Source organism: Leisingera sp. G5_S3_59_S7 (assembly GCF_054968485.1).
Map to the genome: position 1 here is coordinate 43599 of NZ_JBQKUH010000002.1, position 24935 is coordinate 68533.

Here is a 24935-nt window from a genome sequence, read left to right on the forward strand (position 1 = left end):
ATCACCCGATGTTGCAGGCCGCCAGCACCGCCATGTTCAGGATGTCATTGGTGGTGGAGGTTGTCGAACAGATCTGGATCGGCTTGTCGATGCCCGACAGGATCGGGCCGATCACCGTGGCGCCGCCCATTTCCTGCATCAGCTTGACCGAGATCGAGGCCGAGTGGCGGGCCGGCACGATCAGAATGTTGGCGGGGCCGGTCAGGCGCTGGAACGGGTAATACCGCTGGGCGCGCTCGTTCAGGGCGACATCCACAGTCATCTCGCCTTCGTATTCGAAGTCGACGCCGCGCTGGTCCAGAACGGTAGGGGCGACATGCATCTTCTCCGCCCGCTCAGACACCGGATAGCCAAAGGTTGAAAAGCTGACAAAGGCGACACGCGGCTCCAGACCCATGTGGCGCGCAACGACAGCAGCCCGCTCAGCAATGTTGGCTAGGTGGTTCTGGTCCGGCCATTCATGCACCAGCGTGTCGCCGATCAGCACGATCCGGCCCTTGTGCAGCAGCGCGGTGACACCGGCCACTCCGTGATCGGCATCAGCATCAAATACATGGTTGATCCGGTCCAGAACATGCGCGGACTTGCGGGTTGCGCCGGTCACCAATCCGTCGCCGTGGCCATGCGCCAGCATCAGGCTGGAAAACACATGCCGGTCCCGGCCCACCAGGCGATGAATGTCCTTGCGGTCGAAACCCTTGCGCTGCAGGCGGTTGTACAGGAAGTCCTTGTACATCTCGAAATGCGGCGTGTTGGCGGCATTCACGATTTCCAATTCGCGCACTGCATCGCCGAGCCCAGCCTTTTCCAGCTTGACCCGCACATCATCCTGCCGGCCCACAACCAGCGCCTTGCCGAAGCCGGAGCGCTGATACATCACCGCGGCGCGCAGCGCACGGGGGTCGTCGCCTTCGGCAAAGATCATCCGCGACTGGGCGGAACGGGCGCGCGCGTTCAACCCGCGCAGGATCGACGCTGTCGGGTCCATCCGCGATTTCAGGCCGACCTCGTAGGCGTCCATGTCCACGATCGGGCGCCGCGCCGCACCTGTGTCCATGCCGGCCTTGGCAACGGCCGGCGGAATCCGGTGGATCAAGCGCGGGTCGAACGGCGTCGGGATGATGTAGTCGCGGCCAAAGGACAGCGATTTGCCATAGGCCAGCGCCACCTCATCCGGCACGTCCTCACGTGCGAGCGCAGCCAGCGCATGGGCGCAGGCGATCTTCATCTCGTCGTTGATGGCGCGGGCATGGATGTCCAGCGCGCCGCGGAACAGATAGGGAAAGCCCAGCACGTTGTTGACCTGGTTCGGATAGTCTGAGCGGCCGGTGGCAACAATGGCATCCACACGCACTTCATGCGCCTCTTCCGGGGTAATTTCCGGATCCGGGTTGGCCATCGCGAAGATAACCGGGTTGTCGGCCATCGAGGCCACCATCTCCTGGGTCACCGCGCCTTTGACCGAGACCCCCAGGAACACGTCAGCCCCGCGCATCGCCTCTTCCAGGGTGCGCAGATCGGTCTGGATCGCATGGGCCGATTTCCACTGGTTCATGCCCTCTGTGCGGCCCTGATAGATCACACCCTTGGTGTCGCAGGCGATGCAATTTTCATGCCGTGCCCCCATGGCTTTGAGCAGCTCGATGCAGGCAATGCCCGCAGCGCCGGCACCGTTGAGGACGATTTTCACGTCTTCGATCTTCTTGCCCGACAGGTGCAGGGCATTAATCAGGCCGGCCGCGCAAATCACCGCGGTGCCGTGCTGGTCGTCATGGAAAACAGGGATGTCCATCTCTTCCTTGAGCTTCTGCTCAATGATGAAGCATTCGGGCGCTTTGATGTCTTCCAGGTTGATGCCGCCGAAGGTCGGCCCCATCAGCTTGACCGCTTCGATGAACTTGTCCGGATCTTCGGTGTCCAGCTCGATATCGATCGAGTTCACATCGGCAAAGCGCTTGAAGAGGACCGACTTACCTTCCATCACCGGCTTGGACCCCAGCGCGCCCAGATTGCCCAGCCCCAAAACAGCGGTGCCGTTGGAGATCACCGCCACCAGGTTGCCCTTGTTGGTGTAGTCATAGACGGTTTCGGGGTTTTCCGCGATCGCCTCGCAAGGCACCGCAACGCCCGGAGAATATGCCAGCGACAGGTCCCGCTGCGTGGTCATCGGGACGGTGGCATTGATCTCCCATTTGCCCGGAGAAGGCTCCAGGTGGAACGCCAGGGCTTCTTCATCGGTGATCTTGTTCTTGGGCATTTAATCTCGTGTCCTCTCCTCGTCGCGGACCGTCTTAGCCCAGCCCACGGCGCCCCTCAATCCGCGGTTTCAAGAATCTGTATCGCCAGATTTTAGAAAAAAGCGGCTAAAAGACGATAAATTCCGTCAGGTTTTCGCCTCAAAGCAGACCGCGGAATGCTGTATTTTCTTAATAGGTATTAACGCGCACCTGCCTCCCAGGTGGCGCTGAGGCCGGGAAGTCAGAGGCCTGTAAGCAACGGTCAGAATGGCGTTTGTCCGCCCGTATAAGGGCATAGGATCAAAGGAAAAGTGAGGAATGATAAGCTTCCACAACAATTCCGGTGCAATGGTGGCCTTGCAGACATTGGGCGGAGTCAATTCTCAGCTCGATCACACGCAAGACAGCATCTCCACTGGGAAAACCATTAATTCCGCACAAGACAATGCGGCGCTCTGGGCGATCTCTGAACTGATGAATTCTGATATCTCCGGCTTTCGCTCGGTCTCGGACTCTTTGTCGCTGGGAGAGGCCACGGTGGCGGTTGCCTCCGCCGGGGCCGAACAGATTACCGAAACTCTTACCGAGATGCGGTCACTGGCTGTCATGGCGGCAAGCGGCATGGGCGACTTCAGCAAGTATGAGGCCGCCATGGCGAAGAAGACCGAGCAGATCAATTCGATCATCTCGTCGTCAGAATTCAACGGGGTAAACCTCCTGAAAACCGATGTCGACGGCGCAGGCGGCACCGCGCTGACAGTGCCCTCTGCGGTATCCGGCAACGGCAACCTGAGCACCCTCAGTGTGGATGGCGTGGATTTTGAAGGCAGCCCGCAGTTTGACCTTGGCAGCCGGACTGCAATCACTGACAGCGCCAGTGCCCTGACCGCCTTGGGAGAAATCGAAGGCTTTCTTGCCTATGCTATCGAAGGTTCGGCAACTCTGGGATCCAGCGCCAATCAGCTTGCAGGCCAGGGTGACTATGTGAGCAAGCAGTCGGACGCGCTCACCCGGGGTGTCAGCTCGATGATCGACACCAACATGGAAGAAGCCGCGACCAAGCTGCTGGCGCTGCAGGCGCAGCAGCAGCTCAGCACCCTGTCGCTCTCCATCGTGAACACGATGCCCGACACCCTGCGCAATCTCTACTGACAGCAGGCTGCCGCCGGCGTCACCGGCGGCAGCCACATCCGGGTTTTCCTCAGACCGCCCCCATTGTAGATGTCTGGCAACGACGACCCGGGGGACTTTTCATGACCGTAACGCCCATGATGGCGCAGTATCTGGAGATCAAAGCCGCGCATCCTGACGCGCTGCTCTTTTACCGGATGGGCGACTTCTACGAGATGTTCTTTGAGGACGCCGTAAACGCGGCAGAGGCCCTGGATATCGCGTTGACTAAACGCGGCAAGCACAACGGCGACGACATTCCGATGTGCGGCGTGCCGGTTCAAGCTGCCGAGGGCTATTTGCTGACGCTGATCCGCAAGGGCTTCCGTGTTGCAGTGGGCGAGCAGCTGGAAAGCCCGGCCGAAGCCAAAAAGCGCGGTTCCAAATCCGTCGTGAAACGCGATGTGGTGCGGCTGGTCACCCCGGGCACCCTGACTGAGGATTCTCTGCTGGAGGCGCGGCGCCACAACTTCCTGGTGTCCTATTCCGAACTGCGGGATGAGGCCGCGCTGGCCTGGGCCGATATCTCCACCGGCGCGTTTCACGTGATGCCGGTCGCGCGTGTACGGCTGTCGCCGGAACTGGCCCGTCTGGCGCCGTCAGAATTGATTGTCGCAGATGGTCCGGCCTATGACGCCGCCCGCCCGCTGGCCGATGAATACAAGATCCCGCTGACCCCGCTGGGCAAGGCGAGCTTTGACAGCACGGCAGCTGAGAAACGTATCTGTACCCTGTTTAATGTCAGCGCGCTGGACGGCTTTGGTACCTTCACCCGCGCCGAAGTCTCCGCCATGGGCGCGCTGATCGACTATCTGGAGATCACCCAAAAGGGCAAGCTGCCGCTGCTGCAGCCGCCTCAGCAGGAAGCCCAGGACCGCGTTGTGCAGATTGACGCCGCCACCCGCCGCAATCTGGAGTTGACCCGGTCCCTGTCCGGCGGCCGCGCAGGCTCTTTGCTGGCAGTAATTGACCGGACAGTGACACCCGGAGGCGCCCGGCTGCTGGAACAGCGCCTGTCCAGCCCGTCACGCAATCTGGACACCATCCATCAGCGCCTCGCAGCCCTGGATTTCGCGGTTGAGAACACCCGGACCGCCGAGGACCTGCGCGCCGCCCTGCGCAAGACGCCGGACCTTGACCGGGCGCTTTCCCGCCTTGCGTTGGAGCGCGGCGGCCCGCGCGACCTGGCGGCCATCCGCAACGGTCTGTCCCAAGCAGAGGTGATTGCGGAACTCTGCGGCGGCAGGGAACTGCCCGCGCTGATGGCCAATGCAATTGCGGATCTGCAAGGGTTCGACGGCCTGCTCTCGCTGCTTGACGCAGCCCTTGTTGCCGAGCCCCCGCTGCTGGCCCGCGACGGCGGCTTCATCGCATCAGGCTATGACCCGGAATTGGACGAGGCCCGAACGCTGCGGGATGAGGGCCGCTCGGTCATCGCCGCCATGCAAACGAAATACGCGGAGCACACCGGCGTTTCTTCGCTGAAGATCAAGCACAACAACGTGCTGGGCTATTTCATCGAAACTACCGCAACGCATGCGGACAAGATGATGTCGCCGCCGCTGAACGAAACTTACATCCACCGGCAGACCACTGCCAACCAGGTGCGGTTTACCACGGTGGAGCTAAGCGAAATCGAAACCCGGATCCTCAATGCTGGAAATCGGGCGCTGGAGATCGAAAAGCAGCTCTATGCAAGGCTATCCGGTGCCATTCTGGACGCTGCGGCGCGCCTTAACACCGCTGCCCGCGGACTGGCGGAACTGGATTTGCTGACAGCCCTGGCTGATTTGGCCCGCGGCGAGAATTGGACCCGCCCCAAGGTCGACAACAGCCGCGCGTTTCACGTGCAAGGCGGCCGCCACCCGGTGGTGGAACAAGCCCTTCGCCAGCAGGGCGGCGAGACATTTGTGGCCAACGACTGTGACCTCACTGCTCAGGACGGTGCGGCTGTCTGGCTGCTGACCGGTCCTAACATGGCCGGTAAATCGACCTTTCTGCGCCAGAACGCACTGATTGCCCTGCTCGCCCAGATGGGCAGCTACGTGCCCGCGGAAAGCGCCCATATCGGCGTCGTCAGCCAGCTGTTCAGCCGCGTCGGCGCTTCGGATGACCTAGCGCGCGGCCGGTCTACCTTCATGGTGGAAATGGTCGAAACCGCCGCCATCCTGAACCAGGCAGACGACCGCGCGCTGGTCATTCTCGACGAAATCGGCCGCGGCACCGCCACCTATGACGGCCTGTCCATTGCATGGGCCACGCTGGAACATCTGCATGAGGTGAACCGCTCCCGGGCGCTGTTTGCCACCCATTACCACGAATTGACCCAGCTCGCCTCCAAACTCGAAGGTGTAGATAACGCCACCGTCGCGGTGAAGGAGTGGGAGGGTGAGGTGATCTTTCTGCACGAGGTGCGCAAGGGCGCTGCCGACCGTTCCTATGGTGTGCAGGTCGCTCAGCTTGCTGGCCTCCCCGCGTCCGTTGTCGCCCGTGCCCGCGATGTTCTCGACATGCTGGAGCAAGGCAGCCGCGAGGGCGGGTCAAAGATACAGATCGACGATCTGCCCCTTTTTGCGGCTGCCCCGCCGCCACAGCCCAAGGCGGCGGCTGGTCCTTCGCCTGCCGAAGAAATGCTCGCAAATATCCACCCGGACGACCTGTCTCCGCGGGAAGCCCTGGAAATGCTCTACAAACTGAAAGAAGCAACTAACTGAAACAACAAAAGCGGCCCCAATCGGGACCGCTCTTTCATCTTTCCAGAAATACTCCCGCCGGAGGCACAGGCCCGCAAGGGCCTGTTCATCAGCTGGCAGGAGTCGACGAAACGCCAACCTGCGCCGCACGCAGCAGACGGTCGTGCAGCATAAAGCCTTCTGCCGACACCTGAATGATGTCGCCCGCCTTGGTGCCCGGCACAGGCGCCTCAAACATCGCTTCATGCACCTGCGGGTCGAACTTGTCGCCAACCTCAGGCGAAATAACCCGAATGCCGTGCTTCTCGAAAACACCCAGCAGCGAGCGCATGGTCAGTTCAACACCTTCGATCAGTGCGGCAGACACTTCGCGCTGCTCGTCAGTTGCTGCTTCGATTGCGCGTTTCATGTTGTCATAGACCGGCAGCATGTCGCGGGCCAGCTTCGATCCGCCATAGTTCTCTGCTTCGCGGCGGGCCTTGTCGCCGCGCTTGCGGGCGTTTTCCGCATCCGCCAGCGCCCGCATGAACCGGTCCTTTAACTCGTCCCGCTCGGCCCGCAGCGCGTCGATCTCCAGCGCATCGTCGTCAATTTCTTCGGTCTGCGCCGCGAGCTCTTCAGCCTCGGCATCGGCGATGTCATCCAGAAAGTCTTCGTTCTTGAGCTCTGCCATATTTCACCTCTAACTCCGGTCCGACAAAAGCTTGCCGACCAGTTGTGCCGTATAGTCCACAATCGGCACGATCCGTCCGTAGTTCAGGCGCGTCGGGCCGATCACCCCCACCGCGCCGATTATCTTCCGATCCGCGTTCATATAGGGAGACACCACCAAAGAGGAACCCGAAAGTGAAAAAAGTTTGTTCTCGGAACCGATAAAAATCCGCACACCTTCGCCGTCTTCCGTTAGTTCCAGAAATTCGGCAATATCACGCTTGCGCTCCAAGTCGTCGAACAGGGTTCGGATCCGCTCCAGCTCCTCCGCGGCACCCGGCTCCGCTAGCAGATTCGCCCGGCCGCGCACGATCAACCGGGCCTGCTCGCTGCCGTCATCTTCCCAAACCGCGAGGCCGCTCTCAATCATCGCGTGTGCCAGACTGTCGATTTCCTGACGCCGCGCCCTGATCTCCTTTTGGATCTGCCGCTGCACTTCGCTCAAGGTCTTGCCCTCGATCAGAGCATTCAGGAAATTCGCCGCCTCCCGCATTGAGCTGGGGGTTTGCCCCGGCGGCGGGGTGAACAGCCGGTTTTCCACATGCCCGTCCGAGAACACCAGCACCACGAGTGCCCGGTCATGCGCCAGCGAGACAAACTCGATGTGGCGGATCTCGGCCTCATGCTTGGGTGTCAGCACCAGCGACGCGCCCTGCGTCACCCCTGACAGCGCCGCCCCGACGCGGTCCAGCATTCCGCCCACATCGCCGGCATTGCGGCCCAGCGTCGCGTCGATCTTCTCCCGGTCCTTAATATTGAGGTCGCCAACCTCCAGCAGACCGTCGACAAACATCCGCAACCCTAGCTGTGTCGGCACCCGCCCGGCGCTGACATGCGGACTGTCCAGCAGTCCCAGAAACTCCAGGTCTTGCATCACGTTACGGACCGTCGCAGCGCTGACCTTTTCGCTCAGCGAGCGTGTCAGCGTGCGGCTGCCCACTGGATCGCCGCTTTCCAGATAGCTTTCGACCACCGCCCGGAACACCTCCCGGGAGCGGTCGTTCAAGTCCTCCAGAATGTTGTTCGGATTGCTCATCGTTCATCCAGTATTTCTTACGGTTTAAACATAGGAACCCGTTACCCGGATGTCATTAAAGAGCAGCGCGTCAAAAGGTCAATCGGGCTTGCATAGCCCCGCATCCGGGGGATATCCCCAAGCCAGCTAACAAAGGATGTGCCATGCGACCCTCAGGACGAGAACTGAATGAAATGCGCCCCGTCTCGATCGAGACCGGTTTTACCAAACACGCCGAGGGCTCCTGCCTGATCAAGGTTGGCGACACTCATGTCCTGTGCACCGCCACTATCGAAGACCGCGTGCCGCCATTTATCAAAGGCACTGGCCTGGGCTGGGTCACCGCCGAATACGGCATGCTGCCGCGTGCCACCAACACCCGGATGCGCCGCGAAGCCTCTTCGGGCAAGCAAGGCGGCCGCACCGTGGAAATCCAGCGCCTGATCGGCCGCGCGCTGCGCGCAGGCGTAGACCGCGTTGCTTTGGGAGAACGGCAGATCACCGTCGACTGCGACGTGCTGCAGGCCGATGGCGGCACCCGCTGCGCCTCCATCACCGGCGGCTGGGTTGCGCTGCGCCTCGCGGTCAACAAGCTGATGAAAGCCGGCGACGTTCAGATCGACCCGCTGGTGGACCCGGTCTCTGCCGTTTCCTGCGGCATCTACGCCGGTCAGCCTATCCTCGATTTGGATTACCCCGAAGATTCCGAAGCTGGCGTCGATGGCAACTTCATCATGACCGGCTCCGGCAAGCTGATCGAAGTGCAGATGTCTGCTGAAGGCTCCGTCTTCTCCCGCGATCAAATGGACCAGCTCATGGACCTGGCCGTCAAAGGCACTGTCGAACTTGCAGAGATGCAGAAGGCCGCGTCCAAATGACCCGCAAACTGGAAGGCGGCAAGCTGCTTGTCGCCACCCACAACAAGGGCAAGCTGAACGAGATTTCCGAAATCCTCGCCCCCTACGGCGTGACGGTGATCGGTGCCGGCGAGATGGACCTGCCGGAACCGGAAGAGACCGAAGACACCTTTGTTGGCAATGCCCGGATCAAGGCCCATGCCGCCGCCAAGGCCACCGGTCTCCCTGCCCTCTCCGATGACTCCGGCATCACCATCGACGCGCTGAACGGCGCCCCTGGTGTCTATACCGCCGACTGGGCCGAGACCCCGAACGGCCGGGACTTCAAGATGGCGATGACCCGCGCCAATGACGAGCTGACTGCGGCCGGGGCGAACGCGCCCCGCACTGCCCAATTCCGCTGCACCTTGGTCGTCGCCTGGCCCGACGGCCATGACGAGGTGTTTGAAGGCGTGATGCCGGGCCAGCTGGTCTGGCCGATCCGCGGCGAGCATGGTTTTGGTTATGACCCGATGTTCCAGCCCGACGGCTATAAAATCACCTGCGCCGAGATGGACCCGGCGGAGAAAAACAAGATCAGCCACCGCGGCAAGGCGTTGGCACACTTCGTGCAAGGCTGTTTCAGTGGATGACTGGCGCAATGGGGGCTTTGGCCTCTACGTGCACTGGCCTTTTTGCCAGGCCAAATGCCCCTATTGCGACTTCAACAGTCACGTCTCCGCAAAAATAGACCAGAAGCTATGGGTTAGAACCTACTTGGCTGAGCTTGACAGGCTCTCAGAACAGCTCTCCGGCCGCGTGCTCAACACGATCTTCTTCGGCGGTGGAACTCCCTCCTTGATGCATCCGGAAACCGTTGCCGCCGTTATAGAACGGGCACGTGAAATCTGGCTTTTTGCCAATGACATGGAGATTTCTCTGGAAGCAAATCCAGGTTCCGTCGAGGCCGGCCGCTTTGCCGGTTACCGGGACGCCGGCGTCAACAGAGTCTCCATGGGTATTCAGGCTCTGAACGACGAGGACCTGCGCCGGCTCGGCCGAATCCACAGTGTCGCTGAAGCCAAGGCGGCCTTCGACATCGCCCGCAATTGCTTTGACCGGGTCAGCTTCGATCTGATCTACGCGCGTCAAGGTCAGACCCTTGAGGCTTGGAAGGCGGAGCTGAATGAGGCGCTCTCTATGGCCATCGACCACGTCTCGCTCTACCAGCTCACCATAGAAGACGGCACTGCCTTCGGTGACCGTTACGCCCGGGGAAAACTGCGCGGCCTGCCGGAAGATGATACCGCTGCGGATATGTACTTGGCCACCCAGGAGATTACCTCGGCTCATGGCATGGCCGGTTATGAGGTCTCCAACCACGCTAAGCCCGGGGCAGAGTCGCGGCACAATTTGATCTACTGGCGCTACGGAGACTATGCTGGTATCGGCCCCGGCGCCCATGGCCGCCTGACCCTGAACGGCGCCCGCTTCGCCACCGAAACCCACCTCGCCCCCGGCGCCTGGATAGAGGCAGTCAACAAGGGAAATGGAGAATCCCTGCGTGAACTCCTTTCCCGGGAAGATGCTGCGGCTGAATACCTTATGATGGGGATGAGGCTTACAGAGGGTCTGGATATGGTACGCTATGCCCAGCTTTCTGGCCGCCCCATCCGCAAAAGCAAGCTCGCAGATCTTGCGGACTTGGGTATGGTGACTATCTCTGAGCAGAGACTTCGCACGACCCACAAAGGGCGCGCAGTTTTGAATGCGGTGCTCCGCGACCTGTTGATGGATTGAGGCAATGCGTTTCCTTTATGCCGGCTTGGGACTGTGCTGCGTGGCCTTGGCGGCAATTGGGATTGTACTGCCTCTTTTGCCAACCGTACCGTTCCTCCTGCTCGCCGCATTCTTCTTTGCCAATTCCTCCGACCGGCTGCACAACTGGATCGTTGCCCATAACGTGTTTGGCCCGATGATCCTGGATTGGCGGGAACGCGGGGCCATTCGGCCAGGCGCAAAAAAGGCGGCAACCGTTTCGATTGCCGCCGTCTTTGGGTTATCCCTTCTGCTTGGCGTGCCCTGTCAAGTGCTGGGCATCCAGGCATTGGTTCTCACAGCTGTCCTGACGTTTATCTGGACCCGCCCTAACGGCTGAGCATATTGCACAGCTCGTCCAGCTGATCCAAATTCTCATAACTGATCGTTACGGAACCGGCCTCGCTACCAGGCTTGTGATTGATTGACACCTTCATCTTCAGCATCGCGGACAGATCCCCTTCGAGGGCGCGGGTGTCCGCATCTTTCTCAGAAGCAGCCTTGGGTTTCTTAGCCGACGCCGTACGAATACCCGCTGCATCCTTTTTTACCAAGGACTCAGTTGCCCGGACCGACAGCCCGCCCTTTACAATTTTCCGGGCCAGATCAGACGCGTTGTCCGAGGTAATCAGGGCCCGGGCATGTCCGGCTGAGAGCTTGCGCTCCTGCACCAGGATCTGCACATCCTCCGGCAAATGCAGGAGGCGTACCAAATTGGCAATGTGGCTTCGGCTTTTGCCAAGCGCCTCCGCCATCTTTTCCTGAGTATGGCCGAATTTCTCCATGAGCTGCTTATAGCTCTGCGCTTCTTCCATTGCGTTCAGATCAGACCGCTGGATGTTTTCGATGATGGCGACTTCCATCATCTCCTGGTCAGAGTATTCCCGGATCAGGACCGGCACTTCGTGGAGCTGTGCCGCCTGCGATGCACGCCACCGGCGCTCACCGGCAACAATCTCGTAGGCGCCTCCCGCCTTGGGACGCACGATCAAGGGTTGCAGGACGCCTTTCTCCTTGATCGACGCAGTCAGGTCATCCAAGTCCTCCTGCAGAAATTGACGGCGGGGCTGGTTCGGGTTGGCAACGATCTTCTCGATCGGCACCAGCACTTCTGCATTCCGCGGGGCCTCTGACTGTGTGCTCACCGGTGCAGGGTTCACATCAGCCATCAACGCCGACAGTCCCCGGCCAAGCCCGCGCGGTTTCGTCTTTTTGTCTGCCATGGTTGCCTCCGGTTCTTATTCTGCATTCAGGCCGCTATCTTGTGATGTTTATTTAGGAGTTCTTCCGCCAGGGCGCGATAGGCCTGCGCTCCCAGAGAATTGGTGTCATAGTTCAGCACGGGCAGTGCATATGAGGGTGCTTCGCTCACCCGGACATTCCGGGGTATCTTGGTCTGGAACACCAAATCCCCCAGATTATCGCGGGCATCCTGCTCCACCTGCTGAGACAGGTTGTTGCGCCGATCGAACATCGTCAAAACGATTCCTTCGATCCGCAAGTTCGGGTTTGCAGACTGGCGCACTTCGCGGATGGTCAGCATCAACTGCGTCACGCCCTCCAACGCAAAAAACTCACTTTGAAGCGGGACAAGCACTGAATGTGCCGCCACCATCGCGTTCACGGTCAGAAGGTTCAAAGACGGCGGACAATCAATAAGAACATAGTCCCAATCATAGTCATCCATGGCCGTCTGGCGCAGCGCATCATGCAGCAGGAAGCTGCGCTTTTCGTTTGTGAAAAGTTCGATGTCTGCGGAGCTGAGATCCACCGTAGCGGGGATAATGCACAGATCTTCGATTTCGGTCTGGCGAATGACATCTACGAGGGAGGCATCTTCGACCAAAAGGTCGTAAGTCGTCAGGTCCCGGTCCGACGGTTCAATTCCCAGACCTGTCGAAGCATTGCCCTGCGGGTCCAGATCAACAACTAAGACCCGCAACCCGCATTCCACCAGAGCGGCAGCGAGGTTTATGGCTGTTGTTGTCTTCCCTACCCCGCCTTTTTGATTTGCGACCGCGATAATACGAGGCCCCTCCGGGCGGGAATAATCAGACACGTGCCACTCCCCTTATCTTCAGGATTACTGCTTCTGGTTCTGTCAGACTTTTAACCGGTTCTGCCTCGAACTGCCATCGCTGCCGCGCGTTATCCACTTCTTTTTTCCAGCTTTCCCCCTTCGGGAACAGCGCTGTCCCGCCGGCGCCTAGATGCCGCTCGGCGAACTCCAGCAAAAGCGACAAATCCGCGAGTGCCCGTGCCGAAAGAACTCCCGCATTTTGAGGATCCGCTTCCTCAATGCGTTTGGAAACCACCGTAACCCTAGCACCGCACTCCCGCGCGGCGGTGCGCAAGAATGCCGATTTGCGCTGGTCACTTTCAACTAACGTGACCTTCATGTCCGGGGCTTCTTCGACCGCGACGATCGCGACAATCAAACCGGGAAATCCCCCGCCGCTCCCGATATCAACCCAATGATCGGGGCGTTCAGCGCAGCGGAACACCTGGACAGAATCCGCGATATGCCGCGTCCAAATCTGCTTCAAGCTTGATCTGGACACCAAGTTAATCTTGGGGTTCCACTTCAGAATGACCTGCTCAAAGCGCTCCAGCCGCTGCAGTGTTTCACGTGAAACATTGAGCCCTTCCAGAATACTCTTTTCATTCATGCAGTTTTGCCCTGCTGTGTCCGATCCCGCCTCAGCCGGGCAAGAAGCAATGCCAGTGCCGCCGGCGTCATCCCGTCAATTCGCGCTGCTTGTGCCAAAGTTTCAGGCCGAGCGCGAGTAAGTTTCTGCTGCAGCTCTTTCGATAGCCCCTCAATACCTTCATAGGAGAAGCTCTCGGGGATAACATAGCCCTCATCCCGCTTCATCGCAGAGATTTCCCGCTCTTGACGCGCAATATAGTTGGCATAAAGCGCGTCGCGCTCAACCTGACGGCGGATACCTTCATCTACTCCGGACAGCTCGGGCATCAGGGGCACGACATCCTCGAATACCACGTCTGGGAACGCAAGAATATCCAACCCTGTCCGACGGTTTCCATCCTGATTCACCCGGATTCCTGCCGCTGCGACCTGTTTCGGGGTAAAGCTCTGTGTTTCCAAAACAGAGCGGGCTTGCTGGAGGCGGTTGCTTTTCTCCAGAAACGCAGACCGTCGACCTTCGCCGGCGCAGCCGATTTCAATAGCTAGAGGTGTCAACCGCTGGTCCGCATTATCGGCACGCAAAGACAACCTGAACTCCGCCCGGGAGGTAAACATCCGGTAAGGTTCCGCAACACCATTTGTAGTGAGGTCGTCGATCATAACCCCAATATAGCTGTTGGACCGGCTGAAGCTCACAGGTCCCTCCCCCAAGCATTCACGCGCTGCGTTAAGGCCGGCAACCATTCCCTGGGCTGCTGCCTCTTCATAGCCCGTGGTGCCGTTGATCTGTCCGGCAAGATACAGTCCGGGAACGTCCTTGAGCCTCAGTTCCAGCGTCAAGGAGCGAGGATCGACATAGTCATATTCAATGGCATAACCGGGCTGCAGTATGACAGCCTGCTCCAGCCCGCGGATCGAACGCACATAGGCTTCCTGCACATCCTGCGGCAGACTGGTGGATATGCCGTTGGGGTAAACGGTGTGATCTGATGCGCCCTCGGGCTCTAAGAAGATCTGATGCGAGTCTTTCTCGGCAAATCGGACGATCTTGTCTTCAATCGAAGGGCAGTAACGCGGCCCAACGCCTTCGATGTGGCCGCCATACATCGCTGACCGCTCCAGGTTTTTCTGGATGATCTCATGGGTGCGGGCGTTTGTGTGGGTGATACCGCATGATACCTGCTTTGCGCTCACTGATCTTGTCAGGAAGGAGAAGAAGACAGGATCATCGTCCCCCGGCTGCTCATCAAGTATTTCCCAATTGATAGTCCGCCCATCCAGCCGCGGCGGCGTGCCGGTCTTCAAACGGCCGAGCGGCAGGTTGAAGCTGTCCAACCTTTCCGCAAGTTTGATGGAGGGCTTATCGCCCATACGTCCGCCAGGCTTAGAAACGTCGCCAATATGAATGACCCCGCGCAGGAAAGTTCCTGACGTAAGAATAACTGACGTGCTCGGGATTACACTGCCATCTGCTAGGATCACGCCGGCGACGGCCTGACCGTTCATAAGAAAGTCCGTAACCTCGCCTTCGAGGATGTCTAGGTTCTCCTGGTTTTCTGTCATCCGGAGAATTTCGCGCCGGTAGATCGCCCTGTCCGATTGCGCCCGGGGTCCTTGCACTGCGGGACCCTTTCGTCGGTTCAGCAAGCGAAACTGTATGCCGGCTAGATCAGCGGCGCGGCCCATAACTCCATCGAGCGCGTCGATTTCCCGGACGAGATGACCCTTGCCAAGCCCGCCAATAGCCGGGTTGCAGGACATGACACCAATACCATTGCGATCCAGCGTCACCAAAGCGGTGCGGACCCCCATCCTGGCCGCGGCATGGGCAGCCTCGGTGCCGGCGTGGCCGCCACCCACTACAATCACGTCATAAGCCGAATGTTTCACGTGAAACACTCCTTCATTTACCAAGGCAGAAACTAGAAAAGATCTCATCCAAGAGATTTTCTACTCCGATCCGCCCAACCAGCATTTCCAGTGCTCGGATGGCCGAGCGCATTTCCTCGGCGGCTATATCATAGAATTCCGGGCCGCGCTGCAGTATTTGTTGTGCATCCCCTAGACTGGCCAGCGCTGAGACCATTGCATCTCGGTGCCGCGCGCGGGTTGCGATACCGGCCTGAGCCGAGCGCTGCTGCAGAATCTTTGAAACATGCTCGACAAGCCTGTCGATCCCCTGCCCCGACCGGCCGGAAATGGCATTACCGACGTCGTCGCGCAGGTCCGCCTTCGGGAGCAGCCGGATATCGCCCTGCTGCATCTCAACATCCAAAACATCATCCTCTTCCGCGAGGAAGACGCGCAGGTCCGCATCTTCGGCCCGTTTACGCGCTAAGGCGATACCGATTCCCTCGACGTGATCATCAGTATCGCGCAAACCGGCGGTGTCGAGAAGCGTGACAGGCAAGCCGGCAAGGTCCATGCGGACTTCGATGATATCGCGGGTGGTGCCGGCGTATTCGGACGTGATCGCAGCTTCCCGGCCGGCAAGCGCATTCAACAGCGTGGACTTGCCAACATTCGGTGCACCCACAATTGCCACTTCAAACCCGCTGCGGATCCGTTCGGCAATCTTAACGCCCGCTGTCTCTTGCTCGAGGCCGGCCTGAACATCCGACAGCAGCGACGAAACCTCAGGTGTGACGTCTACTGGTACTTCCTCGTCGGCAAAGTCGATGGTCACTTCTATCAGGGAAGCCGCGCGGATCAGCTTGGTCCGCCAGGTTTCTGCCAATTGCCCCAGCCCGCCGGCAAGGATGACTTGCGCCTGCTTGCGCTGCGCTTCGGTTTCGGCATCAATCAGATCTGCAAGACCCTCGACCTGTGCCAGGTCCAGATTGCCATTCTCCAGCGCCCGGCGTGTAAACTCTCCGGGTTCAGCCATTCGCAGGCCATCTATTCGACGCAGTGTTTCAAGCACTGCGGAGATCACCGCGGTACTGCCATGCGTCTGAAATTCAACAGTATTTTCACCAGTAAAGCTGTTCGGAGCGGTGAAGCTCAGAACCAGTGCCTCGTCCAGCCGCTCTCCTGATTCGTCTTTCAGGATTCTCAGGCTGGTTCCCCGCCCCGGTAAGGCGCCGCCGCAAAGCTGCGCGCCGGCATCTAATGCAAGCGGACCGGAGACGCGGATAACCGCGACCCCGGCCTTCCCTTGGGCGGAGGCCAGCGCAAAGATCGTGTCCATGGGATGGCCTTTCTCTCTCGCCGGCCCGGATCAGGTGTTCATCGAATCGAAGAACTCGGAGTTCGACTTAGTCTGCTTCAGCTTTGACAGCAGGAACTCGATCGCGTCGGTGGTTCCCATCGGGTTCAGGATCCGGCGGAGCACAAAGGTCTTAGCCAGATCGCCCTTGTCGACCAGCAGGTCTTCCTTGCGGGTGCCGGACTTGAGAATGTCGATGGCCGGGAACACGCGCTTGTCGGCAATCTTGCGGTCCAGCACGATTTCCGAGTTGCCGGTACCTTTGAACTCTTCGAAGATCACTTCGTCCATGCGCGAACCGGTGTCGATCAGCGCGGTGGCGATGATCGTGAGCGAGCCGCCTTCTTCGATGTTCCGGGCGGCACCAAAAAAGCGTTTAGGCCGCTGCAGGGCGTTGGCGTCGACGCCACCGGTCAGAACTTTACCCGAAGATGGCACCACGGTGTTGAAAGCCCTACCAAGTCTTGTGATCGAATCAAGAAGAATAACAACATCTCGCTTATGTTCGACAAGGCGTTTGGCTTTTTCGATGACCATTTCCGACACTGCGACGTGGCGGGTGGCCGGCTCGTCAAAGGTAGAGGAAACAACCTCGCCCTTCACGGACCGCTGCATGTCGGTCACCTCTTCCGGGCGTTCGTCGATCAACAGGACGATCAGGTAGCACTCCGGATGGTTCTTTTCGATCGAATGCGCGATGTTCTGCAGGATCACAGTCTTACCGGTGCGCGGCGGTGCCACGATCAGCGAGCGCTGGCCTTTGCCGATGGGGGCCACAAGGTCGATCACCCGGGCTGAACGGTCCTTGATGGTGGAATCCTCGATCTCCATCTTCAGGCGTTCATCCGGGTAGAGCGGGGTCAGGTTGTCAAAGGCGATCTTGTGACGTGCCTTTTCCGGCTCTTCAAAATTTATCATGGTGACATTGGTCAGCGCAAAGTAGCGCTCTGTCTCCAGCGGCGCCTTGATCTGGCCTTCGACCGTGTCGCCTGTGCGCAGGGAATACTGGCGGATCATATCTGGGGAGACGTAAATGTCGTCCGGACCCGGCAGGTAGTTTGCCTCCGGCGAACGCAGGAAGCCAAAGCCGTCCTGCAGCACTTCCAGCACCCCGTCACCGCCAATGTCCCAGCCCTCATCCGCGCGTTCCCGCAGGATCTGGAACATCATCTCGCCCTTGCGCATGGTCGAGGCGTTTTCGATCTCCAGCTCCTCTGCCATCGACAGCAGCGCTTTGGGGCTTTTCGCCTTGAGATCAGACAGGTTCAGGGATTGCACGGTCATATAGATACGGCCTCTACTCCCCGCTTAGCCGGGGGTCGGTCACACGACAGGTTTGGAAAACACGGGATACCCGGACGGGTCCGTTGAGAGCCATACATAGGGACTCGTTTCAGGTGAGTCAAACGCCGGCTGCAAGCGTTCCGGCGATGCTGGGCCCGTTTCTGCGCCTTTGCGCTAGAATTTGAAGATAACTGAAACAACGATCACCAGCATCAGCACTGTCGGCACCTCATTCATCAGCCTGAACTGCCTGCCTGTCAGCCTGTTCCGCCCTTCCTGGAAATCGCGGTAGCGGAACAGCAGCCAGTGGTGAAACCAGGTCATGGCAATCACTGAAACGCCCTTGGTCCAGGGCCACACATAGCTCCAGTCCACGATCCCTGGGGTCAGCACGATGAACAGCCCTGCGGCCCAGGACACGTACATGGCAGGGCGCATGATGATCCTGAGAAGCTTCTCCTCCATGGTAAGGAAGATCGGAATGGCTTCCTGCACATTCTCAGCCTGCTCCACGTGATACACGAACAGACGGGGGAGGTAGAATAGACCCGCCATCCAGCTGAGTACCGCCATGATGTGCAGAGATTTGGCATATGGGTAGAGCGTGAACATCACGTCTGTCAGGTCCATGGGCAGTTCTCCCCGGTCAGATCTGATCACCCTAATAAATAAAAGAATATTAGAAGGATGATGTTTTTGTAGTGTGCGTGGATTCCGGTGGATAAGTGAATCCTCCTTCGCTTATCCCCAGCAGGGATAAGATTCCAGCATTGATGGGAAAGGAGTCTTGGATTTCCCGCCGGAGCCTGGAAAATAAGGCGTGTTAAGGATGTCTTTACCTTCCCGTGCTTGGGGATAACAGCGGGATGATCCCGGGAGAGCCGGCATATCCACGGATTCAAAGTTATCCTGACTCACAAAGGACGACTCAGCGGGTTGAATCCCGGGATTTGCGTCAACCCCTGGAGTCTTTACTTGAGCGTGGAAAACCATACAAAACGTCCTGAAACCGTCTGCTTCTTTCCCACGGGGTTTTCCACATGACTGCCCACATTGTGCTGGCTTCTGGTTCCGAAATCCGGGCGCATCTGCTGCGTCAGGCCGGGATCGAATTTGAAACGGATGTGCCGAGACTGGACGAACAAGCGATTAAGGCCGCGCTGCTGGCCGAGGAAGCGCCGCCGCGGGACATTGCCGATACGCTGGCAGAAGCCAAGGCGCGCAAAGTCAGCGCCAAGCATCCAGGTAAATTGGTTTTGGGGTGCGACCAAGTTCTGGATTTCGAGGGACAACTGCTCTCCAAGCCGGCGAGCGCAGAGGTCGCGCTGGCCCAGCTGAAGGAAATGCGCGGCAAGCGGCACATGCTGCTGTCGGCGGCGGTGATCTATCGTGAAGGTGAGCCCATCTGGAGGCATGTTGGCCAGGTTCGTCTGGTAATGCGCAAGTGTTCGGACGCCTATCTGGAAGATTATGTCAGCCGCAACTGGGACAGCATCCGCCATGCGGTGGGAGCTTACAAGCTGGAGGAAGAAGGCGTTCGGCTGTTCGCCTCCATCGAGGGCAGTTACTTTAATGTCTTGGGATTGCCGCTGATGGAGATTATCAGTTACCTGGGTTTGCAAGGGGTGATCGAGCAATGACAGAAGCAAAAATCCCGCTCGCCGGCGTGATCGGCTGTCCGGTTGCGCATTCCAAATCCCCGCAGCTGCACGGCCACTGGCTGCAAACACATGGTATCGCCGGGCACTATGTGCCGATGCATGTGGAGCCTGAGGACCTGGCGGAAACCATCCGGACGATGCCAAAAATGGGGTTCGTGGGGGCCAATGTCACGATCCCGCATAAAGAGGCGGTGATGGACATTGCCGACACGGTCACCGACCGGGCCAAACTGATCGGCGCGGCAAACACTCTGATTTTCCGTGATGACGGCACCATCCTGGCCGACAATACTGACGGTTATGGATTTATCACCAACTTGCATCAGGGCGCTCCGGATTGGGACCCGCAATCAGGGCCGGCAGTTGTACTGGGGGCTGGCGGCGCCTGCCGTGCGGTCGTCGCCTCGCTTTTGGAGGCCGGCGTGCCGGAGATCCTTCTAAGCAACCGCACGCGTGAGCGGGCGGAGCAGCTGCAAGAGGATTTTGGCAACCGGATCCGGGTGGTGGATTGGCTCCAGGCCGGCAACGCCATCGAGGAAGGCAGGCTGATCGTGAACACCACCTCGCTTGGCATGGTGGGCAAACCGCGGCTGCGGGTGCCTTTGGACGGTCTGCGGTCCAGTGCTGTAGTGACTGATCTGATCTATGCACCCCTGAAAACAAGCCTGCTGCAAACAGCGGAAGAGGCGGGTTGCACTGTGGTCGACGGTTTGGGCATGCTGCTGCACCAGGCGGTCCCAGGGTTTGAGCGCTGGTTCGGCCGCCGGCCCGAAGTTGATGATGCCACCCGGGCTGCGGTGCTCGGATGAGCTTTTGCCTTGGCCTCACCGGGTCCATTGGCATGGGCAAAAGCACTACGGCACAGCTGTTTGCCGATCAGGGCTGCGCGGTCTGGGACGCGGATGCGGCTGTTCACCGACTCTATGGCAAAGGCGGTGCAGCTGTAGGACTGATGCAAGCGGCTTTTCCCGGGGCTGTAGAGAATGGAGAGGTCAGCCGCGCTGCGCTGAAGCTGATTATCGGCAAGGATCCGGCGGCGCTGAAGCGGATTGAAGCAATCGTGCATCCTTTGGTGGCGCAGGACCGCGCGGCCTTCCGGGACAAAGCGCAAAGCGATATCCTGGTCTTTGATATCCCGCTTCTGTTTGAAACCGGCGGCAACGCTGAAATGGACGCCGTGGCCTGCGTGACCGTGGATGCACAGACCCAGCAGGAGCGGGTTCTTGCCCGCGGCACAATGACGTTTGAGCAATTCCGCCATATCCTGCAGAAACAGATGCCGATTGAGGAGAAGATGGCCCGCGCCGACTACGTGATTGAGACGGACACGCTCGAACATGCCGAGGCGCAGGTGGCGGAGATCCTTGCAGATATCAGGAGTAAACTGAGCCATGCGTGAAATCGTTCTTGATACCGAGACCACCGGGTTTGATCCGTTCTCCGGCGACCGGATTGTCGAGATCGGTGCGGTGGAGCTGTACAACCACATGCCCACCGGCAAGACGTTTCACGAATACATCAACCCGGAACGCTCGATGCCGGCGGAGGCGTTTTCGGTCCACGGTATCGGTCCCGACTTGCTGGAGCCGCCGCAAAAGCCGGAACACGGTGCGGTGACGCTGCGGGACAAGCCGGTCTTTGCCAAGGTCGGGCAAAAGTTCCTGGATTTTGTTCAGGACTCCAGGCTGGTCATTCATAATGCCAGCTTTGATATGAAGTTCCTGAACGCGGAACTGGACTGGATGGGGCTGCCGAAACTGCCGATGGATCAGGCGCTTGATACGCTGGCCATGGCCCGTAAGCGGTTCCCAGGCTCGCCGGCGACGCTGGATGCGCTGTGCCGCCGCTTCAACATCGACAACTCCAACCGGACCTTGCACGGGGCGCTGCTCGACTCTGAAATTTTGGCGGATGTCTATCTGGAGCTGATCGGCGGCCGCCAGCCGGATTTTGGCTTGTCCTCCCAGTCTTCTTCCACTTCTTCGCAGGTAGAAGATGACTGGCGCCCTGTGCCGCGTCCAGCCCCTCTGCCCGCACGGATCACCGCAGACGAAATGGCAGCGCATGAGGCATTTGTGGACAAGCTGGGAGATGAGGCTTTGTGGAAAGCCTCCTGATCCCGGGAAGGTCCGCAAAAGAAAAACGCCGCTGAACTTCAGCGGCGTTTTCTGTTTCAATGGTTTGAAACTTTACTGTGTCGGAGCCGCTGCTGCCGCTTCGGACTGACGGCGGGCCAGTTCGTTGCGGTAGATTGCCACAAAGTCGATATTGTCCAGGTTCAGCGGCGGGAAGCCGCCGTCGCGGGTCACATCGGACACGATGCGGCGCAGGAACGGGAAGGTCATGCGCGGGCATTCGATCAGCAGGAACGGGTGCAGCTGGTCTTCCGGCACGCCGACGATATTGAACACGCCGACATATTCCAGTTCCAGCACGAACAGGACGTTACCGGCTTCCTTATTCTTGGACTCGACGGTCAGCTTGGTGACAACCTCATACTGGTTCTCGGCCGAGCGCTTCTTCGCATCCAGGTTCACCTGCACGCTGACGTCGGGCTGAACCTCGCCGCCGGTGCCTTTCTGCGCCATCACGTTTTCAAACGACATGTCGCGGATGAACTGGCCCAGAATGTTCATCTGGACTTGCGGCTGCTGCTGGGCTTCGCCGTTTTCGGCCATGTAGATACTCCTGAAAATATGCTTTGGACCGTGCTTACCAGCTTGGTCCAGGTTCCTCAACGGGGACCGTCAACCCAGCCGGAGGGCCGGCCGCGCCGGTCGGCGGGGGTCACATCTTCATAGTCGCCGTCGATCACGTCATCGGGCCGGCCTGCTGTACCGGGATAATGCCGGCCCTGCATGCTGCCGGGGCCCATCTGGAACTGCGCGACTGTGACACGGGCGCGCAGGTAGCGGTAAACCGCCAACCGCACTGGTGGCATCAGAAGCGCAAAACCGACGGCATCTGTAAAGAAACCCGGGGTCAGCAGCAGCGCACCGGCTACCAGGATCATCGCGCCATGGGCCAAAGGCTCTGCCGGATCGGACAGTTGCTGGAACGAGGATCTCAACTGTCCCATGGCCATACGCCCTTGGGTTTTCACAAGCCAAGTGCCCAGAACCGCAGTCAGAACCACGATGGCCAGGGTCGGCCACATGCCGATGGCACCGCCAACTTGAATAAACAGAGCGATTTCAATGATGGGAACCATCAGAAAGGCCAGGAAGAGATACATCGGGGATTCCTTGAGATCATACACCCGGGCGGTAGACTTGCCCCCGCCCGTCACCTACATAAGACGTGACAGCTTTGGTTTCAAACAAAGCACGAACGCCTAGCATGAGGTATCCATGGAGTCGCCTGTGATTCAGCTTTTGGTTCTGGCCGGTATTGCTGTGTTTCTGATCCTGCGCTTAAAAAGCGTTCTGGGAACACGCGAAGGCTTTGAAAAGCCGCCGCTGCCGCAATCCGAAGCCCGGGGCCGCCGCCCGGATCTGGAGGTGATCGAGGGCGGCCCGGACCGCGACATCACCGATTATGTGGCGGAAGGCAGCCAGCAGGCCCAGGCGCTGGCGGCAATGAAGCGGGCTGAACCCTCGTTCCAGGTTCAGGAATTCGTGCAAGGCGCGCGCGGCGCCTATGAAATGATCCTGATGGGCTTCGAGCATGGCAATCTGGACGACATCCAGCCGTTCCTGGCGGAAGATGTCTTCGACAGCTTCGTGGATGCCGTCGCGCAGCGCGAGGACAAGGGCTACAAGATCGAGGCCGACTTCATCGGCGTCCGGGAAACCACCCTGCAGGACGCGCAGTTCGACCCGCAGAGCGGCCGCGCTGAAATCACCATGCGCTTTGTCGGCGAGATGACCTCGGTGGTACGCGATCGCGGCGGCGACATCGTCGAGGGCGACCCCAAGGCGATCAAGCGCCAGAAGGACACTTGGGTCTTTGCCCGCAACATGGGCAGTGACGACCCCAACTGGCAGCTGGTTGCGACGGACGCATGATTGCGGCGCTTCGGGGGGCACTTGGGGCAGCTGCGATTGCAGGTGCCGCGATGACCGCCTCCGGGGCGCACTCCGAGACCGTGTCCAGCATTCTGGACTTTGGGCAGCTCGATGGCTGGGCGCAGGACGATCACGCGCAGGCGCTGCAGGTATTTCTAGGGACGTGCAGAGACCTCAGGGATCCGGACTGGGCTGCCTTGTGCAAGGCCGCCCAGTCGCAGCCGCCTGAAGGCGCCCGCGCCTTCTTTGAGCTGTTCTTCCGCCCTGTGCTGATCGAGGATGGAAACCCTGCCCTGTTCACCGGCTACTTTGAGCCGGAATTGAATGGCTCCCGGTATCAGACCAGCCGCTTCCGCTATCCGGTCTACAAGATGCCGCCGGAGGCCCGCCGCACCAGTCTTTGGCTGCCCCGCCGCGATATCCTCTCCGGTGATGTGATGCAGGGCCGCGGGCTGGAAATCGCCTGGGTGGACGACCCGGTGGAGCTTTTCTTTCTGCAGATCCAGGGCTCCGGCCGGATCCGCCTGCCGGATGGTTCCATGATCCGCGTCGGTTATGGTGGCGCCAACGGACACCCGTATAAATCCATCGGTAAAGAGCTGGTGCGCCGCGGCGTCTATAACGCCCATCAGGTCAGCGCACAGGTGATCAAGTCCTGGGTCCGGCGCAATCCCGCGGATGGCAAGGAACTTCTGTTTCACAACCCGTCATATGTGTTTTTCCGCGAGGTGCGCAAAGTGGCGGCCTCCAAGGGGCCGCTTGGCGCCATGAACCGCTCAGTCACTCCGATGCGCACAATTGCCGCCGACCCAGCCTATACCCCGCTGGGCGCGCCGGTCTGGGTGGAAAAGGACGGCCACATGCCACTGCGCCGGCTGATGGTGGCGCAGGACACCGGCTCTGCCATCAAGGGCGCTCAGCGGGCTGACATCTTTGTCGGCACCGGCGACAAGGCCGGCGAGACCGCCGGCACGATGAAAGACCCGGGCCGGATGGTAGTGCTGCTGCCAATCCAGCGGGCCTATGCGATGCTGCCGGAAGACCTTTGAATGACACGGCGAAAACTGACAGGCGATGAGATCGACCTCTGGCACAAGGTCGTAAAGCACACGGAGCGTTTGCATCCGGGCACCCATTCGTCGCCGCCTGCCCACCCAATGCCGAAACCCAAACCGGTCAAGCAGCCCGAACCCCGCCTGGACCCGTTCGAGGTCGGCAGCCGGGCCAAACCCAAGCCGGTGAAGCACGATCTGAAACCTTCGATTGCCCGCAGCCTGGCCAGTGACCCGCTGCAAATGGATGAAAAAGCTTTCCGCCGCATGAAGCGCGGCAAGCTGAAGCCGGAGGGCAAGCTGGACCTGCACGGGATGCGCATCGACACGGCGCACCCTGCCCTGACCCGGTTCATCCTGTCGGCTCAGGCGTCCGGCAAGCGGCTGGTGCTGGTGGTGACCGGCAAAGGCAAGGATCGCGACGCGCCTGGGCCGATGCCTGTGCCGCGCGGGGTGCTGCGCCACAAGGTGCCGCAATGGCTGGCGCTCCCGCCCTTGGCGCAAGCGGTGCTGCAGATCACGCCGGCGCACATCAGCCATGGCGGCGAGGGCGCCTATTACGTCTACTTGCGGCGCAACCGCTGAGGACTGGC

Annotated in this window: 25 protein-coding genes; 13 read left to right on the forward strand and 12 right to left on the reverse strand. The window is 59.8% G+C overall.

The annotated features are described in order from the left end of the window. Nucleotide 1 precedes the first annotated feature (1 nt). The gene (locus ACTRWG_RS01490) at nt 2-2257 is read right to left on the reverse strand and encodes an NADP-dependent malic enzyme (protein WP_027235934.1); all 2256 of its coding nucleotides are present in this window, start codon (nt 2255-2257) and stop codon (nt 2-4) included. Nucleotides 2258-2555: 298 nt separating this feature from the next. Here ACTRWG_RS01490 and ACTRWG_RS01495 point away from each other — a divergent pair, with 298 nt between their 5' ends. Then, on the forward strand, nt 2556-3389 hold the full coding sequence (locus ACTRWG_RS01495; protein WP_027235933.1) for a flagellin: 834 nt from the start codon (nt 2556-2558) through the stop codon (nt 3387-3389). Nucleotides 3390-3490: 101 nt separating this feature from the next. After that, on the forward strand, nt 3491-6121 hold the full coding sequence (gene mutS / locus ACTRWG_RS01500; RefSeq protein WP_462828859.1) for a DNA mismatch repair protein MutS: 2631 nt from the start codon (nt 3491-3493) through the stop codon (nt 6119-6121). A gap of 88 nt (nt 6122-6209) precedes the next feature. On the opposite strand, the gene ACTRWG_RS01505 is transcribed toward mutS, so the two are convergent. Both ACTRWG_RS01505 and hrcA read right to left on the reverse strand, forming a co-directional pair. Beyond that, nucleotides 6210-6773, reverse strand: coding sequence for a nucleotide exchange factor GrpE (locus ACTRWG_RS01505; protein ID WP_027235931.1), 564 nt, complete (start codon nt 6771-6773; stop codon nt 6210-6212). A gap of 9 nt (nt 6774-6782) precedes the next feature. Next, nucleotides 6783-7847: a heat-inducible transcriptional repressor HrcA gene (gene hrcA / locus ACTRWG_RS01510; protein ID WP_260002422.1), complete on the reverse strand. Its 1065-nt coding sequence runs from the start codon at nt 7845-7847 to the stop codon at nt 6783-6785. A gap of 143 nt (nt 7848-7990) precedes the next feature. Here hrcA and rph point away from each other — a divergent pair, with 143 nt between their 5' ends. The 4 genes from rph to ACTRWG_RS01530 are packed head-to-tail and all read left to right on the forward strand — an operon-like array spanning nt 7991 to nt 10820. Beyond that, nucleotides 7991-8704: a ribonuclease PH gene (gene rph, locus ACTRWG_RS01515; protein ID WP_027235929.1), complete on the forward strand. Its 714-nt coding sequence runs from the start codon at nt 7991-7993 to the stop codon at nt 8702-8704. Further along, a complete protein-coding gene (gene rdgB, locus ACTRWG_RS01520; protein WP_462828860.1) occupies nt 8701-9315 on the forward strand; it encodes an RdgB/HAM1 family non-canonical purine NTP pyrophosphatase in 615 nt (204 codons plus the stop codon). Before rph ends, rdgB begins: the two co-directional genes overlap by 4 nt. Continuing rightward, the gene (gene hemW, locus ACTRWG_RS01525) at nt 9308-10462 is read left to right on the forward strand and encodes a radical SAM family heme chaperone HemW (protein ID WP_027235927.1); all 1155 of its coding nucleotides are present in this window, start codon (nt 9308-9310) and stop codon (nt 10460-10462) included. Before rdgB ends, hemW begins: the two co-directional genes overlap by 8 nt. 4 nt (nt 10463-10466) lie before the next feature. Further along, nucleotides 10467-10820 (forward strand): YbaN family protein, encoded by a 354-nt coding sequence (locus ACTRWG_RS01530; RefSeq protein ID WP_027235926.1) that lies wholly within the window; start codon nt 10467-10469, stop codon nt 10818-10820. Here ACTRWG_RS01530 and ACTRWG_RS01535 read toward each other — a convergent pair. From ACTRWG_RS01535 to ACTRWG_RS01565, 7 genes are all read right to left on the reverse strand, one after another. After that, nucleotides 10810-11703: a ParB/RepB/Spo0J family partition protein gene (locus ACTRWG_RS01535; RefSeq protein WP_027235925.1), complete on the reverse strand. Its 894-nt coding sequence runs from the start codon at nt 11701-11703 to the stop codon at nt 10810-10812. The genes ACTRWG_RS01530 and ACTRWG_RS01535 overlap by 11 nt on opposite strands. A gap of 26 nt (nt 11704-11729) precedes the next feature. Next, the gene (locus ACTRWG_RS01540; RefSeq protein ID WP_027235924.1) at nt 11730-12539 is read right to left on the reverse strand and encodes a ParA family protein; all 810 of its coding nucleotides are present in this window, start codon (nt 12537-12539) and stop codon (nt 11730-11732) included. Further along, complete coding sequence (gene rsmG / locus ACTRWG_RS01545; RefSeq protein WP_027235923.1) at nt 12532-13149, reverse strand: 16S rRNA (guanine(527)-N(7))-methyltransferase RsmG; 618 nt, start codon at nt 13147-13149, stop codon at nt 12532-12534. Before rsmG ends, ACTRWG_RS01540 begins: the two co-directional genes overlap by 8 nt. Continuing rightward, a complete protein-coding gene (gene mnmG / locus ACTRWG_RS01550; RefSeq protein WP_027235922.1) occupies nt 13146-15020 on the reverse strand; it encodes a tRNA uridine-5-carboxymethylaminomethyl(34) synthesis enzyme MnmG in 1875 nt (624 codons plus the stop codon). The genes rsmG and mnmG overlap by 4 nt, the downstream gene beginning before the upstream one ends. Nucleotides 15021-15033: 13 nt before the next feature. Further along, nucleotides 15034-16320, reverse strand: coding sequence for a tRNA uridine-5-carboxymethylaminomethyl(34) synthesis GTPase MnmE (gene mnmE, locus ACTRWG_RS01555; RefSeq protein ID WP_027235921.1), 1287 nt, complete (start codon nt 16318-16320; stop codon nt 15034-15036). A gap of 30 nt (nt 16321-16350) precedes the next feature. Then, entirely contained in the window at nt 16351-17622 is a 1272-nt protein-coding gene (rho, locus tag ACTRWG_RS01560) for a transcription termination factor Rho (protein ID WP_027235920.1), read from the reverse strand. 174 nt (nt 17623-17796) lie between these two features. Next, nucleotides 17797-18252: a CopD family protein gene (locus tag ACTRWG_RS01565; protein ID WP_027235919.1), complete on the reverse strand. Its 456-nt coding sequence runs from the start codon at nt 18250-18252 to the stop codon at nt 17797-17799. 410 nt (nt 18253-18662) lie between these two features. Between ACTRWG_RS01565 and ACTRWG_RS01570 the strand changes: the two genes are divergently transcribed. From ACTRWG_RS01570 to dnaQ, 4 genes are read left to right on the forward strand one after another with little or no spacing between them, the layout of a single operon-like run. Beyond that, on the forward strand, nt 18663-19262 hold the full coding sequence (locus ACTRWG_RS01570; protein ID WP_027235918.1) for a Maf family protein: 600 nt from the start codon (nt 18663-18665) through the stop codon (nt 19260-19262). Further along, a complete protein-coding gene (locus ACTRWG_RS01575) occupies nt 19259-20092 on the forward strand; it encodes a shikimate dehydrogenase (protein WP_027235917.1) in 834 nt (277 codons plus the stop codon). The genes ACTRWG_RS01570 and ACTRWG_RS01575 overlap by 4 nt, the downstream gene beginning before the upstream one ends. Beyond that, entirely contained in the window at nt 20089-20682 is a 594-nt protein-coding gene (coaE, locus tag ACTRWG_RS01580) for a dephospho-CoA kinase (protein WP_027235916.1), read from the forward strand. Before ACTRWG_RS01575 ends, coaE begins: the two co-directional genes overlap by 4 nt. Continuing rightward, nucleotides 20675-21400 (forward strand): DNA polymerase III subunit epsilon, encoded by a 726-nt coding sequence (gene dnaQ, locus ACTRWG_RS01585; protein ID WP_462828861.1) that lies wholly within the window; start codon nt 20675-20677, stop codon nt 21398-21400. The genes coaE and dnaQ overlap by 8 nt, the downstream gene beginning before the upstream one ends. 72 nt (nt 21401-21472) lie before the next feature. Here dnaQ and secB read toward each other — a convergent pair whose 3' ends face one another. Both secB and ACTRWG_RS01595 read right to left on the reverse strand, forming a co-directional pair. Next, nucleotides 21473-21961 (reverse strand): protein-export chaperone SecB, encoded by a 489-nt coding sequence (secB, locus tag ACTRWG_RS01590; protein ID WP_058287379.1) that lies wholly within the window; start codon nt 21959-21961, stop codon nt 21473-21475. A gap of 56 nt (nt 21962-22017) precedes the next feature. Then, a complete protein-coding gene (locus tag ACTRWG_RS01595) occupies nt 22018-22518 on the reverse strand; it encodes an FxsA family protein (RefSeq protein WP_462828862.1) in 501 nt (166 codons plus the stop codon). A gap of 115 nt (nt 22519-22633) precedes the next feature. Between ACTRWG_RS01595 and ACTRWG_RS01600 the strand changes: the two genes are divergently transcribed. Genes ACTRWG_RS01600 through ACTRWG_RS01610 form a run of 3 tightly spaced genes read left to right on the forward strand, consistent with a single transcriptional unit; the run spans nt 22634 to nt 24927 of the window. Continuing rightward, on the forward strand, nt 22634-23290 hold the full coding sequence (locus tag ACTRWG_RS01600) for a Tim44/TimA family putative adaptor protein (RefSeq protein ID WP_462828863.1): 657 nt from the start codon (nt 22634-22636) through the stop codon (nt 23288-23290). Further along, nucleotides 23287-24339: a murein transglycosylase A gene (gene mltA, locus ACTRWG_RS01605; protein WP_027235911.1), complete on the forward strand. Its 1053-nt coding sequence runs from the start codon at nt 23287-23289 to the stop codon at nt 24337-24339. The genes ACTRWG_RS01600 and mltA overlap by 4 nt, the downstream gene beginning before the upstream one ends. Then, nucleotides 24340-24927, forward strand: a complete 588-nt coding sequence (locus tag ACTRWG_RS01610) for a Smr/MutS family protein (RefSeq protein WP_462828864.1) — start codon at nt 24340-24342, stop codon at nt 24925-24927. Nucleotides 24928-24935 lie beyond the last annotated feature (8 nt).

What these genes read in the sequence shown, in the direction of transcription:
- ACTRWG_RS01490 (WP_027235934.1), bottom strand. Translation starts at nt 2,257, where the DNA reads ATGCCCAAGAACAAGATCACCGATGAAGAAGCCCTGGCGTTCCACCTG.
- ACTRWG_RS01495 (WP_027235933.1), top strand. Translation starts at nt 2,556, where the DNA reads ATGATAAGCTTCCACAACAATTCCGGTGCAATGGTGGCCTTGCAGACA.
- mutS (WP_462828859.1), top strand. Translation starts at nt 3,491, where the DNA reads ATGACCGTAACGCCCATGATGGCGCAGTATCTGGAGATCAAAGCCGCG.
- ACTRWG_RS01505 (WP_027235931.1), bottom strand. Translation starts at nt 6,773, where the DNA reads ATGGCAGAGCTCAAGAACGAAGACTTTCTGGATGACATCGCCGATGCC.
- hrcA (WP_260002422.1), bottom strand. Translation starts at nt 7,847, where the DNA reads ATGAGCAATCCGAACAACATTCTGGAGGACTTGAACGACCGCTCCCGG.
- rph (WP_027235929.1), top strand. Translation starts at nt 7,991, where the DNA reads ATGCGACCCTCAGGACGAGAACTGAATGAAATGCGCCCCGTCTCGATC.
- rdgB (WP_462828860.1), top strand. Translation starts at nt 8,701, where the DNA reads ATGACCCGCAAACTGGAAGGCGGCAAGCTGCTTGTCGCCACCCACAAC.
- ACTRWG_RS01530 (WP_027235926.1), top strand. Translation starts at nt 10,467, where the DNA reads ATGCGTTTCCTTTATGCCGGCTTGGGACTGTGCTGCGTGGCCTTGGCG.
- ACTRWG_RS01535 (WP_027235925.1), bottom strand. Translation starts at nt 11,703, where the DNA reads ATGGCAGACAAAAAGACGAAACCGCGCGGGCTTGGCCGGGGACTGTCG.
- rsmG (WP_027235923.1), bottom strand. Translation starts at nt 13,149, where the DNA reads ATGAATGAAAAGAGTATTCTGGAAGGGCTCAATGTTTCACGTGAAACA.
- mnmE (WP_027235921.1), bottom strand. Translation starts at nt 16,320, where the DNA reads ATGGACACGATCTTTGCGCTGGCCTCCGCCCAAGGGAAGGCCGGGGTC.
- rho (WP_027235920.1), bottom strand. Translation starts at nt 17,622, where the DNA reads ATGACCGTGCAATCCCTGAACCTGTCTGATCTCAAGGCGAAAAGCCCC.
- ACTRWG_RS01565 (WP_027235919.1), bottom strand. Translation starts at nt 18,252, where the DNA reads ATGGACCTGACAGACGTGATGTTCACGCTCTACCCATATGCCAAATCT.
- ACTRWG_RS01570 (WP_027235918.1), top strand. Translation starts at nt 18,663, where the DNA reads ATGACTGCCCACATTGTGCTGGCTTCTGGTTCCGAAATCCGGGCGCAT.
- ACTRWG_RS01575 (WP_027235917.1), top strand. Translation starts at nt 19,259, where the DNA reads ATGACAGAAGCAAAAATCCCGCTCGCCGGCGTGATCGGCTGTCCGGTT.
- coaE (WP_027235916.1), top strand. Translation starts at nt 20,089, where the DNA reads ATGAGCTTTTGCCTTGGCCTCACCGGGTCCATTGGCATGGGCAAAAGC.
- dnaQ (WP_462828861.1), top strand. Translation starts at nt 20,675, where the DNA reads ATGCGTGAAATCGTTCTTGATACCGAGACCACCGGGTTTGATCCGTTC.
- secB (WP_058287379.1), bottom strand. Translation starts at nt 21,961, where the DNA reads ATGGCCGAAAACGGCGAAGCCCAGCAGCAGCCGCAAGTCCAGATGAAC.
- ACTRWG_RS01595 (WP_462828862.1), bottom strand. Translation starts at nt 22,518, where the DNA reads ATGTATCTCTTCCTGGCCTTTCTGATGGTTCCCATCATTGAAATCGCT.
- ACTRWG_RS01600 (WP_462828863.1), top strand. Translation starts at nt 22,634, where the DNA reads ATGGAGTCGCCTGTGATTCAGCTTTTGGTTCTGGCCGGTATTGCTGTG.
- mltA (WP_027235911.1), top strand. Translation starts at nt 23,287, where the DNA reads ATGATTGCGGCGCTTCGGGGGGCACTTGGGGCAGCTGCGATTGCAGGT.
- ACTRWG_RS01610 (WP_462828864.1), top strand. Translation starts at nt 24,340, where the DNA reads ATGACACGGCGAAAACTGACAGGCGATGAGATCGACCTCTGGCACAAG.